General features: G+C 76.5%; 12 protein-coding genes, 1 tRNA gene and 3 pseudogenes. 9 read left to right on the top strand and 7 right to left on the bottom strand.

Going from position 1 to position 15662, the window contains the following annotated elements; genetic code table 11:
* The first annotated feature begins 488 nt into the window (after positions 1-488).
* From ACWDNY_RS21170 to ACWDNY_RS21155, 4 genes are all read left to right on the top strand, one after another.
* Entirely contained in the window at positions 489-1340 is an 852-nt protein-coding gene (locus ACWDNY_RS21170; RefSeq protein ID WP_451647329.1) for an SDR family NAD(P)-dependent oxidoreductase, read from the top strand.
* A gap of 6 nt (positions 1341-1346) precedes the next feature.
* Entirely contained in the window at positions 1347-2273 is a 927-nt protein-coding gene (locus tag ACWDNY_RS21165) for a DMT family transporter (protein ID WP_451647328.1), read from the top strand.
* Positions 2274-2318: 45 nt separating this feature from the next.
* Positions 2319-3125 (top strand): polysaccharide deacetylase family protein, encoded by an 807-nt coding sequence (locus ACWDNY_RS21160; protein WP_451647327.1) that lies wholly within the window; start codon positions 2319-2321, stop codon positions 3123-3125.
* A gap of 325 nt (positions 3126-3450) precedes the next feature.
* Positions 3451-3843: a hypothetical protein gene (locus ACWDNY_RS21155; protein WP_451647326.1), complete on the top strand. Its 393-nt coding sequence runs from the start codon at positions 3451-3453 to the stop codon at positions 3841-3843.
* A 66-nt stretch (positions 3844-3909) separates the two neighbouring features.
* Here the strand turns inward: ACWDNY_RS21155 and ACWDNY_RS21150 are convergent, their stop codons facing one another.
* Complete coding sequence (locus tag ACWDNY_RS21150; RefSeq protein ID WP_451647325.1) at positions 3910-4248, bottom strand: plasmid stabilization protein; 339 nt, start codon at positions 4246-4248, stop codon at positions 3910-3912.
* A 397-nt stretch (positions 4249-4645) separates the two neighbouring features.
* Between ACWDNY_RS21150 and ACWDNY_RS21145 the strand changes: the two genes are divergently transcribed.
* Genes ACWDNY_RS21145 through ACWDNY_RS21135 form a run of 3 tightly spaced genes read left to right on the top strand, consistent with a single transcriptional unit; the run spans position 4646 to position 7874 of the window.
* Positions 4646-5806 (top strand): acyl-CoA dehydrogenase family protein, encoded by a 1161-nt coding sequence (locus tag ACWDNY_RS21145; RefSeq protein ID WP_451647324.1) that lies wholly within the window; start codon positions 4646-4648, stop codon positions 5804-5806.
* Entirely contained in the window at positions 5803-6657 is an 855-nt protein-coding gene (locus tag ACWDNY_RS21140; protein WP_451647323.1) for a phosphate/phosphite/phosphonate ABC transporter substrate-binding protein, read from the top strand. The genes ACWDNY_RS21145 and ACWDNY_RS21140 overlap by 4 nt, the downstream gene beginning before the upstream one ends.
* Positions 6654-7874, top strand: coding sequence for a ferritin-like domain-containing protein (locus ACWDNY_RS21135; RefSeq protein ID WP_451647322.1), 1221 nt, complete (start codon positions 6654-6656; stop codon positions 7872-7874). The genes ACWDNY_RS21140 and ACWDNY_RS21135 overlap by 4 nt, the downstream gene beginning before the upstream one ends.
* Positions 7875-7961: 87 nt before the next feature.
* Here the strand turns inward: ACWDNY_RS21135 and selD are convergent, their stop codons facing one another.
* Positions 7962-8987 (bottom strand): selenide, water dikinase SelD, encoded by a 1026-nt coding sequence (selD, locus tag ACWDNY_RS21130; protein WP_451647321.1) that lies wholly within the window; start codon positions 8985-8987, stop codon positions 7962-7964.
* 301 nt (positions 8988-9288) lie between these two features.
* Here selD and ACWDNY_RS21125 point away from each other — a divergent pair.
* Positions 9289-9381 (top strand) — tRNA-Sec (locus tag ACWDNY_RS21125).
* Positions 9382-9416: 35 nt separating this feature from the next.
* Here ACWDNY_RS21125 and ACWDNY_RS21120 read toward each other — a convergent pair.
* From ACWDNY_RS21120 to ACWDNY_RS21105, 4 genes and pseudogenes are all read right to left on the bottom strand, one after another.
* Positions 9417-9578, bottom strand: a pseudogene (locus ACWDNY_RS21120) (SelB domain-containing protein); the annotation flags it as partial.
* 1116 nt (positions 9579-10694) lie between these two features.
* A pseudogene (locus ACWDNY_RS21115) lies at positions 10695-11165 on the bottom strand (GTP-binding protein); the annotation flags it as partial.
* 5 nt (positions 11166-11170) lie between these two features.
* The gene (gene selA / locus ACWDNY_RS21110; RefSeq protein WP_451647320.1) at positions 11171-12550 is read right to left on the bottom strand and encodes an L-seryl-tRNA(Sec) selenium transferase; all 1380 of its coding nucleotides are present in this window, start codon (positions 12548-12550) and stop codon (positions 11171-11173) included.
* A 493-nt stretch (positions 12551-13043) separates the two neighbouring features.
* A complete protein-coding gene (locus tag ACWDNY_RS21105) occupies positions 13044-14051 on the bottom strand; it encodes a DNA polymerase Y family protein (RefSeq protein ID WP_451647319.1) in 1008 nt (335 codons plus the stop codon).
* Here ACWDNY_RS21105 and ACWDNY_RS21100 point away from each other — a divergent pair.
* Positions 14050-14403: pseudogene (locus ACWDNY_RS21100) on the top strand (DUF6233 domain-containing protein); the annotation flags it as partial. The gene ACWDNY_RS21105 and the pseudogene ACWDNY_RS21100 sit on opposite strands and share 2 nt — an antisense overlap.
* A gap of 349 nt (positions 14404-14752) precedes the next feature.
* Here ACWDNY_RS21100 and ACWDNY_RS21095 read toward each other — a convergent pair.
* Complete coding sequence (locus ACWDNY_RS21095) at positions 14753-15532, bottom strand: hypothetical protein (protein WP_451647318.1); 780 nt, start codon at positions 15530-15532, stop codon at positions 14753-14755.
* Between the last annotated feature and the right edge of the window lie 130 nt (positions 15533-15662).

Here is a 15662-nt window from a genome sequence, read left to right as displayed (position 1 = left end):
CCCACCCGGACGACGGGCGGAGGACGGGGCGGCGGCCCTCACGGCGACCGGGGCCCCGACGGCGGTGAACGGGTGAACCCGGTGGGATCCGGCGCCCGCTGCCGGTTGCCGTTGCCGATCCAGGGGCGGGCAGCACGTGCGTCAAGGGGACGGCGGGCACACGCGCGGGCGGGGGCTGCCCGAACCTCTCGGGCGCACGCCTCCACGCGGGGCCGCGTGCCGCCGGCCCCGCGCTCACGGCCGGGCCGCTGAGCGGACGGACGCTGCCGTACGGCACCCGTGGATCCCCGACGGCGTGCGAACAGCCGCGCGAAGTGCCCTCGCCCGGCCGCGGCCCGGTCCGCACTCCCGGCAGAACCGGGCGAAACACCGACGTTTCGCCGTACCACGACCGGGATACTCCTGGCCCGCAAGCCCGCTCGAACCGCGGGAGCGGCCGCCGGCCGGCCGTGGCCCCGCGTTCGCCGTCGCCGCCGAGGTCAGCCGCCATGTCCCACGCCCCCGCCCGCGCCGGGTCCGCCGGTACGCCGTCCGCGCACCGCTCGGCCGCGGCGACCGGCCCCGCACCTGGGCCGACGGGACGTGAGCCTGCCGTCCGGAGGACGGCCCTCGTCACCGGCGCCTCGTCCGGCATCGGAGCGGCCGTGGCCCGGCGGCTGGCCGCCGAGGACGACTGGCGCCTGGTGCTGAGCGGCCGCGACGAGCGGCGACTGCGGCAGGTCGCCGGGCAGGCACCGGCCCTGACCTTCTCCGCCGACCTCACCCGTCCGGGTGGCGGCCGCGAGCTCACCGAGTTCGCCCTCGACCACGCGGGCCGGGTGGACCTGCTGGTGGCCGGCGCCGGCGTCGGCTGGGCCGGGGACTTCAGCCGAATGCCGCCGTCCGCCGTCGACGAGGTGGTGCACGTCGACCTGCTGGCCACGATGCACCTGGTGCGCGGTCTGCTGCCGCACATGGTCGCGGCCGGCTCCGGACGGGTGGTGCTCATCGGGTCCCTGGCCGGTTCGGTCGGGGTGCGCGGCGAGGCCGTGTACTCCGCCGCCAAGGCCGCGCTCGGGGTCTTCGCCGACGCCCTGCGCTACGAGCTGCGCGGCACCGGTGTCGGCGTGAGCCATGTGATTCCGGGCGTCGTCGACACGCCCTTCTTCGAACGCCGGGGCACCCCCTACACCCGGTCCCGGCCGAAGCCGGTGCCACCCGAACGGGTGGCGGAGGCCGTGTGGAAAGCGGTCCGCAAGGGCCGGGACGAGGTCTTCGTCCCGGGCTGGCTGCGCCTGCCCGTCCGGGTGCGCGGTACGGCCCCGGGGCTGTACCGGCGGCTCGCCGCCCAGTTCGGATGAGCGGTCGTGGAAGCCCTCACCGTCGTCCTCGCGCTGCTCGCGGCCCTGTCCAACGCGTCGGCCTCCGTGCTGCAGCGGCGGGCCGCGACGGACGAGGGCGGCGGCGGTCACGGGGCCCGGCACGCCCTGCGGTGGCTCGGCCGCGTACTGCGCCGGCCGCACTGGCTGGCGGGGACGGCCCTGCTGGCGCTGTCCACCGTGTTCCAGGCCGCCGCCCTGGGAGTGGGCAGCCTGTCCCTCGTCCAGCCGCTGCTCGCCAGTGAGCTGCTGTTCACCCTGGTCGTCGGGAGTCTGGTGTTCCACCGCCGTCCCGGCCGCCGGACCTGGCTGGCGTTCGCCGCGCTGGCCGCCGGGCTGGCACTGTTCCTCGGCGCCGCCTCGCCCACCGCCGGCGCATCCACCGCCCCACCGGAGCGCTGGCTGGAGGCGGGCCTGGGGGCGCTGGTCGCCGTGACGGCCCTCGTCGGCGTCTCCCGCCTCACGCGCGGGGCCCCGCGCGCCGCGCTGCTGGGGCTCGCCTCCGCCGTGTCGTTCGCCACCACGGCCGGCCTGATGAAAGAGGTCGTGGGCAGGTTCGGGCAGGGCCCGGCCGCCGTGCTGACCCACTGGTCGCTGTACGCGACCGCCGTGACCGGACTCGTCAGCTTCCTGCTGCTGCAGAGCGCCTTCCGCGCCGGCTCGCTGACCGCGTCCCAGCCCGCCCTCACCCTCGGCGACGCCCTGACCAGCGTGGCGCTGGGCTGGGCCCTGTTCCACGAACAGATCGCGCTCGGCGTGCGCCTGCTGCCCGAGATCATCGGCGTCGTCCTCGTCGGCGCCGGCAGCATCGGGCTGGCGAGCACTCCGTCGATCGGCGGCGAGTGGGACGCGGCGCCCGCGGAACGCAGCCGTGCCGGGCCCGGCGCCCAGGAGCGGGTCCGGCACGGTCCGTGAGCCGGCACCCCGACCGTCCCCTCACATCTGGAAGGCAGAACACCCATGGCTCTTCCGTCCGGCTCGTACCGCCCGCGGCTCCCGGCGGCCGTCCTCTTGCCGTTCGCCGCGGTCGCGGCCGCGCACGTCGTCCCGGCCGCCACCTGGCTCCCGGTGCTGCGGCACCGCTTCTTCCCCGGCCTCGCCGGTGCGGGCCGCCCCGACCACGTCGCGCTCACCTTCGACGACGGCCCGGACCCCGCCTCCACTCCGTACTTCCTGGACGCGCTGGACCGGCTCGGCGTGCGGGCCACGTTCTTCGTGCTGGGCGAACACGCGGTGCGGCATCCGGCGCTGCTGCGCGAGACGGTGCTGCGCGGCCACGAGGCCGCCGTCCACGGCTGGACCCACGACCGCCCCTGGCTGCCCTCGCCGAGGCGGGACGCGGCGGACGTCGCCCGCACGGCCCGCGCGGTGCACGAGATCACGGGACGCGGGCCGCTGTGGTACCGCCCGCCCTACGGGATCCTCACCGCCGGCCGGTGGCTGGCCGCCCGGCGGACCGGGCTGCGGCCGGTCCTGTGGACGGCCTGGGGCAGGGACTGGGCCGCCGACGCCACCCCGGGCTCCGTCCGCTCCCTGATCGGCGCGGATCTGCGCGGCGGGGGGACCGTACTGCTGCACGACTCGGACCGGGTCTCGGCCCGCGGTTCCTGGCGCTCGGCTCTCGGGGCGCTGCCGGACATCGTCGCCGGCTGCCGGGAGGCCGGGCTGTCGGTGGGGCCCCTCGCCGAACACGGGACGACGGGTCGCGCCCGCGCGGGCGGCGCACCACCCGTGCACCGAGGAGCCGCGCCGGGGGCTCTGGCCTGAGCATGTCGGTCGGCGGGGTCGGGGGCTGCCCGGAGACGCGGCGAGGCGCGGTGCCAGGGCACGCGAGCCCGGCGTGATCGGGAGGCTTCAGGAGCGGCACCGGCCCGGCCACCGGTGGCGCGACGTTCGTCAGTCCTGTCCGGGTCCTGCCCGGGGTGAGCCGACGGCGGCGTGCCCAGGAGGGACACGGCAGAGGACGGGGAGCAGGGCGCCGCGGTCGCCGAAAGGTCCGCCGAACGGCTCCGGACCCCGGACGCCCTGTGTCGGCGCCGCCCGAACGGGCAACTCGTGGAGCGTCCACCTTCCCTGTCCCCGGGAGCCCCCGATGTGGAAGCGCAAGAGGAGCGCACAGCGTGCCGCCGCGCATCGCGTCGAGCTGTGCGACCTGTGCGGCGCGACGTTCCCGGCGGACGGGGCGGTGACCTCCCGCGTGCCGGACTCCTCCGCCGTGCACCCGACCGACGAGCGGTCCGACGGCATCCGTCTGCTCACCGCCTGCGGCGACGCCCACTTGGCGGTTCTGCGGGAGGTCTACGGGCGGCGTCCGTTCGTGCAGGAGGAGCTGTGGGCCGGGAAGATCACCCGGGCGCTGACCTCCGGCCCGTCGGCCCTGACGGTCGAACAGCTCGCCTGCCGGACCGGCCTGCACGAGCCGCAGCTCCGCCGCGCCGTGGCGTGGCACAACCGGCACCGGCGGGAGGAGCGTCGGGATCCGTGATCCCCGGCCCTCGGGGGTCGGCTCCTCCCGCCACGCGGCGCGGACGGGCCCGCCGGCCGAGGCCGGTCAGTGGCCCAGGGCCCGGGCCAGTTGGTCCTTGTTCATCGAGGACCGGCCCTCGATGCCCTTGCGCTTGGCCTCGTCGTACAGTTCGTCCCGCGTCGGACCGGAGCGCGAGGAGCCACCGCCCGAGGACCGGGACTGCCCGCCGCTCCGGGAGGACGAGCCGCCCCCCTTCCCCGAACCGCTCCGGGAGGACTTCGTCTCACCGGCCTGAGCGCGCTCCTTGTTCACCGTGCGCGCGGCCATCTCCTCGGCCCGGCCGGTCGACGCACCACGCTCCTCCGCGCTGTCCTTGATGTGTTCGTACTGCCGCTCCCGCTTGGGACTCGCTCCTGCCGGCATGGGGACAGCCACCTCCTCTTCCGGGCGCCGCTTCGGACCGCGGCGCCGCGTCGTTGTGGGGGTGGGGTTTCCGCACGGGCCGGGCCGAAACCGCTCCGGCGTCCCGTCACCCGTGTGGACGACGCCGGTGTGCGGACCGGGGACGGCCCCGGAGGGGGCCGGTCAACTCGTCGCCGCGGCCCGGGGATTCCGGCGGCGGGTCGCCGGGGTCCAGTGGGTCGCCGGCCGCAGGGCCGGCGGCCCGCCGGGCCGGGTGACCGCGCCTGGTTCTTCCGGGCGCACGGCACCGTCCCTCTTTCGGCCCCCGGCGGCGCGCGCTCCCGCGGCGACGGCGGACGAGCTGGTTGGCTGGGCGGTGACCACGGACAGTCACGGACTCACCTCACAGGGGAACGCCATGCTGCAGGCCGCCGAAGCACCGCCGACCGGGCTCCTGCCCGAGCACTGGGACGCCGTGGTGCGCGAGATCGTCGAGCCGCTGGCCGGGAAGGTCGACCGCACCGGCCGGTTCCCGCGGGAGGGCGTGCACGCCCTGGCGGACGCCGGCGTGCTCGGCCTGCTCAGTTCGCCGGCGTACGGCGGGTCGGGCGGGGACCTGCGGCAGGCCGCCGCGGTCGTCGGGCGGCTGGCGGGCGCCTGCGGCTCCACGGCCATGGTGCTGCTGATGCACTACGCGGCCGTCACCGTCATCGAGGCGCACGGCGACGACGACGTGCGCGGCGCGGTGGCGGCGGGACGGCACCTGAGCACCCTGGCGTTCTCCGAACGCGGCTCACGCAGCCACTTCTGGGCGCCCGTCGGCACCGCCGCCCCCGACGGCGCGGACACGGTGCGTCTGGACGCCCGCAAGTCGTGGGTCACCGCGGCGGGGGAGGCCGACAGCTACGTGTGGTCGAGCAGGCCGCTGCACGCCGGTGGCGCCATGACGCTGTGGCTGGTGCCCGGCGGCAGCGCGGGCCTCGACACGCACGGCGACTACGACGGGTTCGGTCTGCGCGGCAACGCCTCCAGCCCGGTCACCGCCGATGGCGTGTCCGTACCGCGGTCGGCCATGCTCGGCGCGGACGGCGAGGGCCTGACCATCGCCCTGGGGCTGGTGCTGCCCTGCTTCCTGACACTGAGCGCCGCCTTCTGCCTGGGAGTGGCGGACGCGTTGCTGGAGCTGACGGCGCGCCATCTGCGCGACACCCGTCTGGAGCACCTGGACGGGACGCTGGCGCAGCAGCCCGTCGCGCGCCGGCAGTACGCGGCCCTGCGGTTGCGCGCCGACGCCGCCCGCGCGCTCCTCGACGACACCCTCGATGCGCTGGAGGCGGGCCGCCCCGACGCGCCCCTGCGGACGCTGCAGGTGAAGGCCCTGGCCGCCGAGGCGGCCGCCGAGACGGCGGACGGCGCCATGCGGCTGTGCGGCGGGTCGGCCTTCCGCCGGGAGCTGGGTGTGGAGCGCCGGTTCCGCGACGCCCTCGCGCCGCGAGTGATGGCGCCGACCACCGAGGCGCTGTACGACTTCTGCGGACGGGCCGGGCTGGGTCTGCCGCTGTTCGAGGAGGCGAAGTGAGCGGGATCGTCCTGGGGGCCGTCGCGTACGACCCCAAGGTCGTCACCATCTGGTCCGGTTTCCGCTCCTGGCTGCGGCAGCGGGGCCTGCCGTTCGACTTCGTGCTCCACGCCCACTACGAGCGGCAGGCCGAGGACCTGGTCCGCGGCCGGATCGACGCGGCCTGGCACTCGCCGCTGGCGTGGCTGCGGACCCGCCGGCTGGCGCGGGCGGCCGGCGCCGAGGTCCGCCCGCTCGTCATGCGCGACACCGACCAGGACCTGACGTCCCTCGTCGTGGTCCGGGCCGACGGGCCGGTCACCGCCGTCGCCGACCTGAAGGGCAGGACGGTCGCCGTGGGCGCGGTCGACTCGCCACAGGCGACCTTGCTGCCCCTGCACCACCTGGGGCAGCTGGGGCTGACGGCGGGCGTCGACTTCGACGTCCTGCGCCATGACACCGGCGTCGGTCTGCACGGGGACCATGTCGGCGGGGAACGCGACGCGGCCCGCGCTCTCATGGCGGGTGAGGCGGCCGCGGCCTGCATGCTCGACGCCAGTCACCTCGTCCTCGGCCAGGAGGGCACCCTGCCGCCGGGCGGCACCAGGACGCTGACCCGCACGGCGCCGTACGACCACTGCGTCCTGGCGGCCGGGCCGTCCCTCGACGCGGCCGCCGCCGACCGGTTCGCGGACCTGCTGCTGTCCATGTCCTACGCCGACCCCGAGGTGCGCCACCTGCTCGACCTCGAAGGCCTCACCCGGTGGGTGCCCGGACGCGAGAGCGGTTTCGCGCAGCTCTCCGACGCGGTCGACGCCCTGGGCTTCTACGACGCCGACGGCCGGATCACGGCGCCCGACTACCGGCCGTGACGGGCGGCGGCGCATCCACCGGGACCCTGCCGCTGGACCTGGGCGGTCTGGCCTTCGAGCAGGGCGCCCACCTGCTGCTGCGCCGGGCGCTGGGCGCCGTGCCGCCCGGCGGCCGGGTCGCCGTCCGGGGCACGGACCCGGAGCTCGTGGCGCATCTGACCGCCTGGTGCCGCCGCGAGGGGCACAGCGTCTCCCCCTCGCCGCCCGGCGAGGCGCCGGTCAGTGCGCACGTACGACCGGGCACCGCCTCGGCTGACCGCTGGTCGGGGGCCCAGCGGGCCGGCGGTCCGGGGGCGGACGAGGTGGCCGGACGGGCGCCGCTCCACTGGGGGCTGGCCGCCCGGGGGGCGCTGGTGGAGGCCGGCGGGCCGGAGGTGCCGTTCGCGGTCACCGGCCGGGACGTGGCCTGGACCGACCTGGCGCCGCGGCTGTACCGCCAGGCGGCCGCGGCCCAGTGGGATCCGCTCGCCGCCGTGCCCTGGGACGCGCCGTTCACCCTGCCGGACGAGGTCGAGGCGGCCGTCGTCCAGGTGATGACGTATCTGGTGGAGAACGAGCAGGCGGCGCTGGTGGTGCCCGGGCGGCTGCTGGTCCAGGTTCACCCGCACTTCCGGGAGGTGCTGCAGCTGCTCGCCGTGCAGGCCGCGGACGAGGCCCGACACGTGGAGGTGTTCACGCGGCGGGCGCTGCTCAGGGGCGGCGTGATGGGCACCTCTTCGGTGGGCGGCCGGGCGTCCCTGGCGACGCTGCTGAGCGAGCCGGACTTCTCCGTCGCGTCGTTCCTGCTGTCGGTGCTCGGGGAGGGCAGCTTCCTCAGTCTGCTGGCGTTCCTGGAACGGCACGCGCCCGACCCGGTGACCCGGCGGATCAGCCGGCTGGCGCGTCAGGACGAGGCCCGGCACGTCGCCTTCGGCGTGGGGCACCTGGAGCACCGGGCCCGGGTCGAGCCCCGGCTGCGCGGCCGGCTGCGGGCCGCCGTGGAGCGCCGCCACGACGCGCTGGTGGGCACGGCCGGGCTGAACGGTGACGTGTTCGACGCGCTGGTGCTGCTGGCGTCCGGGTCCTGGGCGCCGGAGGCGATCGCCCGGGGCTGGCGGGCCGTGCAGCGGCTGCAGGCGGACATGGACGAGGGGAGGCGCCACCGGCTGGCACGGCTGGGCTTCCCCGACGACGAGGCCGCGGCCCTGTCCGCGCTGCACACCCGCAACTTCATGTGAGACGCGGGACGTTCACACGGGCCTCGCGCCACCCTCGGGTGCTGCCCGGGGGGAGACGAGGGCGTGGATCGCGTGCGGCGCGCGACCTCACCTGAGGACGACCGAGTGGGAGCCCCGGGGGACGAGTTCCCCGACCACCGGGGCGCCGGGCACCTCCCCCGCCACCAGCAGTCCGCCCGAGGTCTGGGCGTCGGCCAGCAGGAACCGGGTGTCGGCGTCCGCGTCCCCGAAGTCGGTGAACGGCGCCACCCACTCCAGGTTGCGCTTGGTGCCGCCGCTGACATAGCCGTCCCGGACGGCTTCGCGGGCGCCGTCCAGGTACGGCACGGCGGCGGTGTCGACCACGGCGGTCACACCGGAGGCCCGGGCCATCTTGTGCAGGTGCCCGAGGAAGCCAAAGCCGGTGACGTCGGTGGCGCACGTGGCGCCGGACTCCAGGGCGGCGGCCGCGGCGTCCCGGTTGAGGGCCACCATCGTGGCGATCGCCTGTTCGAACCGCTCGCCGGTGGCCTTGTGACGGTTGTTCAGCACGCCCAGGCCGAGGGACTTGGTCAGGGACAGCGGCACTCCGGGACGGCCGGCGTCGTTGCGCAGCAGCCGCTGCGGATCGGCCAGTCCGGTCACGGCCATGCCGTACTTCGGTTCGGGGTCGTCCACGCTGTGTCCGCCGCCGACGTGGCAGCCGGCCTCGGTGGCGATCTCCAGGCCGCCGCGCAGCACCTCGCGCGCGAGGTCGAACGGCAGGACGTCGCGGGGCCAGGCGAGCAGGTTGACGGCGAGCACGGGGCGACCACCCATCGCGTACACGTCGGACAGGGCGTTGGCCGCGGCGATGCGTCCCCAGTCGTAGGGGTCGTCGACGACGGGGGTGAAGAAGTCGGCGGTGGACACCACCGCCTGCGCGGCCGTGCCGCTCTGCGCGGGCAGGGTGACGACGGCGGCGTCGTCGCCGGTGGACAGGCCGACGAGGAGCGGCGTGTCGCTGGCGGCCGGCAGGGCGGCCGCGAGGCCGCCGAGCACGTTCTCCAGCTCACCGGGCGGGATCTTGCACGCGCATCCGCCGCCGTGGGCGAACTGCGTGAGTCGTACCGGCGTCTCCTGCGTCGCGGTCATCTTCGGGCCTCCTGGGGGGTGCTGACGCGGATGGTGTGAGGGGCAGGACTCCGGGTACCGCCGTGGAGCCTCGTCGAGCGTGCGAATGCCCGGGCCGGACGGCTCGAGTCGCGAGTCGCGAGTCGCGAGTCGCGAGTCGCGGTGGGACGCCGCCCGGGCGGCTCCCCGCACCCGCGCCCCGGGCGGGCGCGGGCACAGCCGGCGTGCCCCGCCGGGGCCGGCGGCCGGCCCGCACCCGTCCAGGCGCGCGGCCGGCCGGTGCACGGCATGTCCTGGGGGCTGCGGTAGCCTGACCCGCGGTGGAGGCGTGTGGGTGCCTGGTGGCCCTCCCGGTCTTCAAAACCGAGGTGTCCGAGGATCTCGGGCAGGCGGGTTCGATTCCCGTCCGCCTCCGTTCCCCTCCCCCGGCCGGCAGCGCCGGCGCTGGTCGTCCACGCGGTGCGTGTATCCCTCGGCGTCGAGCCGCTCGAGCAGGGGCACGGCCACCCTGCGGGTGGTGTCCAGGGCGCGGCGCGCCTCGCTCAGCGTGAACGGCTGCGGCAGCCGGCGCAGGACGGCCGCGGCCTGCGCGTCCGCTCCGGGAAGCAGCACGATGCCGTCGGCGATCCGCAGCAGCGCCCCCGCCGACACCGCCGCGGCCAAAGCCTTCCGGGTGAGCCCCAGTTCCGTCAGACGGCCCGCCTCCGGCGCGCGGAAGGGGGCGTCCCTCAGGTCCCGGCGTACCGCGGCGACGGCCTTCTCCAGTGCTGGTGGCACGGTCGGCCGGTGACTGCCAGGGCGGTGGAGCCGGCCCTGGCGGGCGAGCAGGCGCGGCTCCCCCGGCGCCGCGGCGAGCGCGTCGACCAGGGCCCGGTCGGGCAGACCTAGCAGGCGCCGGGCCGCCTCGGTCGGCAGGCCCGGCTCCAGGGGGTGCTCCTCGGCGTACCGCTCCACCTCGGCGATCAGCCGCTCACGCAGACGGCTCCAGTGCGCGTCGTCGGCCAGCCAGTCCCCGGCGACGGGCTCGGCGGGCGCCGGAACGCCCATCGCGAGCAGCTCCGAACGCCTGATCAGCCTGCGCCGCCGCAGCTCGGCCCGGCCGTCGGGGCGGCCGATCAGGCCCGTGAGCTCCTCGGCCCGGGCCCGTCCCGCGCCCCGCCGGGCCAGCCGCGGCGGCCGCACGTCCAGCACGGTCACGGCGGAGGGCACATGCCCGCCGCCCGGCTCGCGCAGCACCGCCCGGTCGCCGACGCGCAGCGGCAGGGCCCGCTCCAGGGTCAGCCGGGCGGTGTCCTTCCCCAGTGGACGGACCGTCACCGGGACGGCGGCCGTACCGATGTGCAGGGTGACCGTGCGGGGGAGGTCGTCGACGGGCTCGCCCACGACCCGGACGTCGGCGAGATCGGTCGGCAGCCACCGCTCCGGGGTCAGCAGCACCTGCCCGCGCCGCAGGAGGCCCTCCGGGGCGCCGTGCACGTTGACGGCCACCCGCGCGACGCCGCTGACGGCGGACCGGTCCTCGTGCAGGCACTGCAGTCCGCGCACCCGCAGCGTCGCCGAGCCGTCCCCCGTCACCAGCCGGTCGCCCACCCGCAGGGTGCCCGAGCCGAGGGTGCCGGTGACGACCGTGCCGTGGCCGCGCACCGAGAAGGCCCGGTCCAGCCACAGCCGCACGTCGGCGTCGGCGGGCGGCACGGGCAGTGTGTCCGCCAGGCGGCCCAGTGCGGCGCGCAGTTCGTCGAGCCCGGCCCCGGTCACCGCGCTGACCGCGACGGACGGCACGGTGCCGAGCGAGGTGGCGGCCAGCCGCTCGACGGCGTCGGCGCGCACGGGCTCGGGGTCCGCCAGGTCGCTCCGGGTCACCGCGAGCACGGCGTGCCGTACGCCGAGCGCGTCGAGGATCTCCAGGTGCTCCTGGGACTGGGGCTGCCAGCCCTGGTCGGCGGCGACCACGAACAGCACCGCGGGCACGGGGCCGACCCCGGCGAGCATGGTCGCGACGAACCTCTCGTGGCCCGGCACGTCCACGAAGGCCAGGTGCTCCCCGTCCGGCCCCAGCCTGGTCCACACGAATCCGAGGTCGAGGGTCAGCCCCCTGCGCCGCTCCTCCTCGTACCGGTCGGGCTCCATCCCGGTCAGGGCCCGTACGAGGGCGGACTTGCCGTGGTCGACGTGCCCGGCGGTGGCCAGGACCCGCATGACTGCTACCTTCCCCCGGCCGCGCGCACCGCGCCGGCCAGTCGCTCGTCGTCGTCGGCCGGCACCGCCCGCAGGTCGAGCAGGCACCGTCCCGCCTCGACACGTCCCATGACGGGGGCCGGCCCGGTGCGCAGCGCGGCCGCGTACCGCTCCGGCAGGGACAGCGCGGCGCTGGGCAGTCCCACGCCGGGGGCGCCGCCGCCGCCGACGGTCGCGACGCTGTCGACGGCGCGGGCGTCGACGCCGTCGGCGCGCAGCGCGGAGGCGAGCCGGGCGGCGCGGCGCATCAGCTGCTCCGGGTCGGCGGCGAGGGCCGTCGCGGTCGGTGTCGGGGGGCCGGTGAGGGTGGCCTCCAGCGCGGCCAGGGTCAGTTTGTCGACGCGCAGGGCACGGGCCAGCGGATGCCGGGAGACGGACCGCACCAGCCGCTGCTCTCCGAGGAGCAGACCGCACTGTGGTCCGCCGAGCAGTTTGTCACCGCTCGCGGTGACCAGGGACGCACCGGCCCGCAACTGGGTCTCGGCGTCGGGCTCGTCGGGCAGCAGCGGGTGGGGGGCGAGCAGCCCGGAGCCGATGTCGACGACGACCGGGACGCCCAGCGCCGCCAGTTCGGAGGTCCCGGCGCTGCGGGCGAAGCCGGTGATGAGGAAGTTGGAGGGGTGGACCTTGAGGACGAACGCCGTGTCGGGGCCGATCGCGGCGGCGTAGTCGGCGGCGGTGGTGCGGTTGGTGGTGCCGACCTCGCGCAGCCGGGCGCCGGTGGAGACCAGCAGGTCCGGCAGGCGGAAGCCGTCACCGATCTCGACCATCTCGCCGCGGCTGATGAGGATCTCCCGGCCGGCGGCGAGCGCGGTGGCGACGAGGACGAGCGCGGCGGCGCCGTTGTTGACGACGTGCGCGGCCTCCGCCGACGGCACCCGGCCGGCCAGGGCAGCGAGGGCGGTGCGGCCGCGGCGGGCCCGGACCCCGGTGTTCAGGTCCAGCTCGACATCCGTGAAGCCGGCGGCCTGCCGCACCGCCTGGCGGGCTGCGGCGGACAGCGGCGCCCGGCCGAGGTTGGTGTGCAGCAGCACCCCGGTGGCGTTGATCACCGCGTGTAGTCCGCCGGCGGTGCGCGGCAGCAGGGCGAGCGCCGTGTCCGCGACCCGCTCGGGCGGGAGGGCGCCGGTGCGCGCCTGCTCCTGCGCCTGCCGCACCGCCGTCTTCACCGCGTCGGGTCCGAGCCGGCGCGCCGCGTCCACCAGACGCGGATCGCCGAGCAGGACGTCGGTACGGGGGATGCGGCGCCGGACGTCGGCAGGGCTCCGTCCGCGGTCCGCGCCGCCGCCACCGGTCACGGCCGCCTCGGCCTCACCGGTCCGCTCCGGTGTGACCCGCTGCTCCACGAGGACCTCCTTCCGGGCCCGCCTCCCGGTTCTGTGCAGGAGGGCCATCGTCTCGCAGGGTCCGCGGCCGACGGCACGACACGCCGAGCGGCGGAACGTCTCCAGCGCACGTCTTTCCGCACGTCACCAGGACATTCACCGTTTCCCGTACCCGGTCGGACCGGTCGCGGTCTCCTCGCCGGTGCCGGGGCGGCGGCGCCGTCGGCGGGGCGCTCCGCTCCGCCAAGCGGTCTCGGGCGGGCCGGTGCGGTCACCGGGTTCCCGGCCCACCGGGCGGACGCACTCGCGCGTCGGGGCCGGCTCCCCGGAGCCCGGCGGTGGCGCTCCGCGCACTTTTGAGCCCGAAGCACATCCTCGCCGTACACCGCCTCCCGGACAACCGGGCCCCGCCCGGCCGGGACCTCGCCGCCGTGCGGCCGTCCGGCACCCCGGATCCTTCCAGCACCCCGGGCCCTCTCGCCCTCCGGGCGCCCGGGTCCTTCCGGCGCGCCGGTCAGCCGGCGCGCCGGAAGAGGGTGGCGGGGCCGATCGCTCCGGGGCCGAACTTGTCGCGGATGCGGTCCATGGCCTCCTCGGCGACCAGGCGGGACTCGCGGGCATGGTCCAGACTGATCTGCTGCGCCACCTGGTCGGCGTCGACGAGGTCCTCGCCCTTGAGGACGAGCCCGGTCAGCCGGCCGCGCTGGAGGCCGGCGGCGTCCATCAGCCGGTAGGCCAGGGCGCGCAGGTCCTCGTCGTGAGCGGACGGCTCGGGCAGGCGCCGGGTGGTGTCCCACGCCGCTCCGCCGGCGAACTTCAGCACCAGGGTGAGCGCGCGGGCGGCCTGGCCGCGCCGGCGCAGCAGCAGGCCCAGCTGGACGACCAGGTCGAGCAGTGCCGCCCGGACCTCGGCGCCCTCGAGGGCGTGCCGGGGGAAGGCGTAGCGCACGGCTGCCGTGACGGGCAGGGCGCGCGGGACGACGGGGCGCGGGTCGATGCCGCGCGCCCGGTCGGCGGCCAGCCGTCCCGCCCTGCCTCCCAGCAGGCGCTGCACGGTGGCCGGCGGCGTGGCGGCGAGCAGGCCCACCCGGTGGACGCCGAACTCGCGCAGCACCTCGGCCTGACGGGGGCCGATGCCGTGGAGTGCCTCGACCGGCAGCGGGCCCAGCCAGTCGGCGACCTCGCCGGGGCCGACCGCGAGGACACCGCCGGGGAGCCCGACCTGGGCGGAGGCGGTGGCCGCGACCGTGATCGACGGGCCGATGCCGACGCGCACGTCGACGCCCAGGCGGGAGATCGTGCGGATCCGCAGCACCTCGCCCAGGCGGCGGGCCTGCACGCCGTGGTAGCGCAGCGCGCCCTTCAGCTCGACCAGGGCCGCGGACGGAGGCAGCGCCTGCACGACCGGGGACAGTCCGGCCAGCTGCTCCAGGACCTGCCGGTAAAGGTCTTCCGGCAGGCGGTCGGGGCAGCGCACGTGCATCACCGTCGACATCTCCGGCGCCTGTGTCTGCGACGTCATGACCCTCACCTCCCGACCCCACTCTATCGAACGTAAATTCGAACACGCGAGGAGCGCACCGCCGGATCATGGATCTAGAATCAAAAATGTGTTCGATGACCTGCCGCCCGATCTGGACCGCCTGCACACCCTGCGGGTGTGGCACGCCATGTGGCTGGCGCGTATCGACCGCAAGATCGCGGCGATCAAGGAGCGGCAGGCCGAGGAGGAGCGGGGCCGCCGCCTGCGGCCCCCGCCGCCGGAGTGGCTCGTGGAACTCGGCATCGGCAGCGGACGCCGGCCGCTGCAGGTCCACACCGGCGACTGCCATCTGGCCGGTGAACGGCGCCGCCCCGTCAGCCGCGACGAGGCGCGCAGACTCCTCGCCACGGGCCTGACCGCGTGCGGCCACTGCCGGCCCGACGCCCGGCTGAGCATCCTGGACTTAGAAGCCCGGGCGGAAGGGGAAGGCCGCGTGCCGGGCGCCCCTTCCGTCCCGGGGCTTCCACGGATTCTGTTCGGAGCCCTCCCGGGCCGGGGTGTCGCGGAGGATCCGGCGGCGCGCGCGGTCCGCGCCCGGAGGCGGCACCGGCCCTGGGACGTGGTGCGGAGGGCGCGGCGGTTCCGCCGTGGCCCTCTTCACCGGCCCCCCGGTGTACCGGCGCGGCACCTCGTCACGGCCCTCGCCCTCACCCCCGGCCCGGCCGGGCACCGGCACGGGATCAGCCCGGCGTGTCCACGGCGCAGCCCCCGCTCCCCGGCCGGGTGGGCGTCGGCTCGCCGGGCGGGCCGGGGATCGGCGGGCGACCGGGGGAGAATGCCGGCCCGGCGCCCCGCGCCCCCTCCGTGCCCGGCACGCTCCACCGGAGGCAGAGCCCGAGCAGCCGCGTCGGCACCAGCGCGCGCCCCCTGCCATGCAGCAGCCCCAGGACGACGGCGGCGGCCACGGCGATCAGATGCTCACGACCGGCCAGATTGGGCTTGAGGACCGATTCCGCCACCATCGAGCCGCCGGTGAGCGTGAAGACGACGGGGGCCCGCCGGACGATCGAGAGATAGGTGAACAGGCCCACCACCGCGGCGGAAGGCCCCGTGTCGAGCACCTGGCCGATCTCGGGCGGCAGGCCCAGCCCCCACCGGCCCGGACCCAGGGCGATCATCATCCGGACCGTGAGCGTGCCCGCCAGCGTGGTCGCGTAGGCGATCACCAGCGTCCGGGCCCGGCCGAGCGTGAGTTCGGCCAGCGCGAACGCCAGGAAGAGCTGGGTGATGCCCGCCCACACCGGCAGGTCGAGCGCGGGGACGTACAGCGACACCGGGGTGCGCAGCAGGGCCAGCCACAGCGGCAGGTCCGCCGTCACCCCGCCGAGGAGCCGGACCGCCACCCCACCGGCGGGCCGCTGGGCGATCGCGTGGAAGAAGATGACGCCGAACGAGGCCAGGAACGCCAGGAACAGCCCGCCGAGGCCGCGCCGCAGCAGCCGCCGCACCGGGTCGACCACGATCCCGTGCCACTCGCCGCGCAGGGTGCGGCACCCGAACGTACGAAGAAGCGGTTGTCCCGGAAGGCCGACGTCTGGCGCTACACCTGGGATGCCGAAGGACGTCTGACCTCGTGCACGACGCCCGACG

This window comes from Streptomyces sp. NPDC003697 (assembly GCF_053587115.1).
The sequence above is the reverse complement of the archived record's forward strand: the minus strand, read 5'-3'. Positions and strand labels throughout refer to the sequence as shown.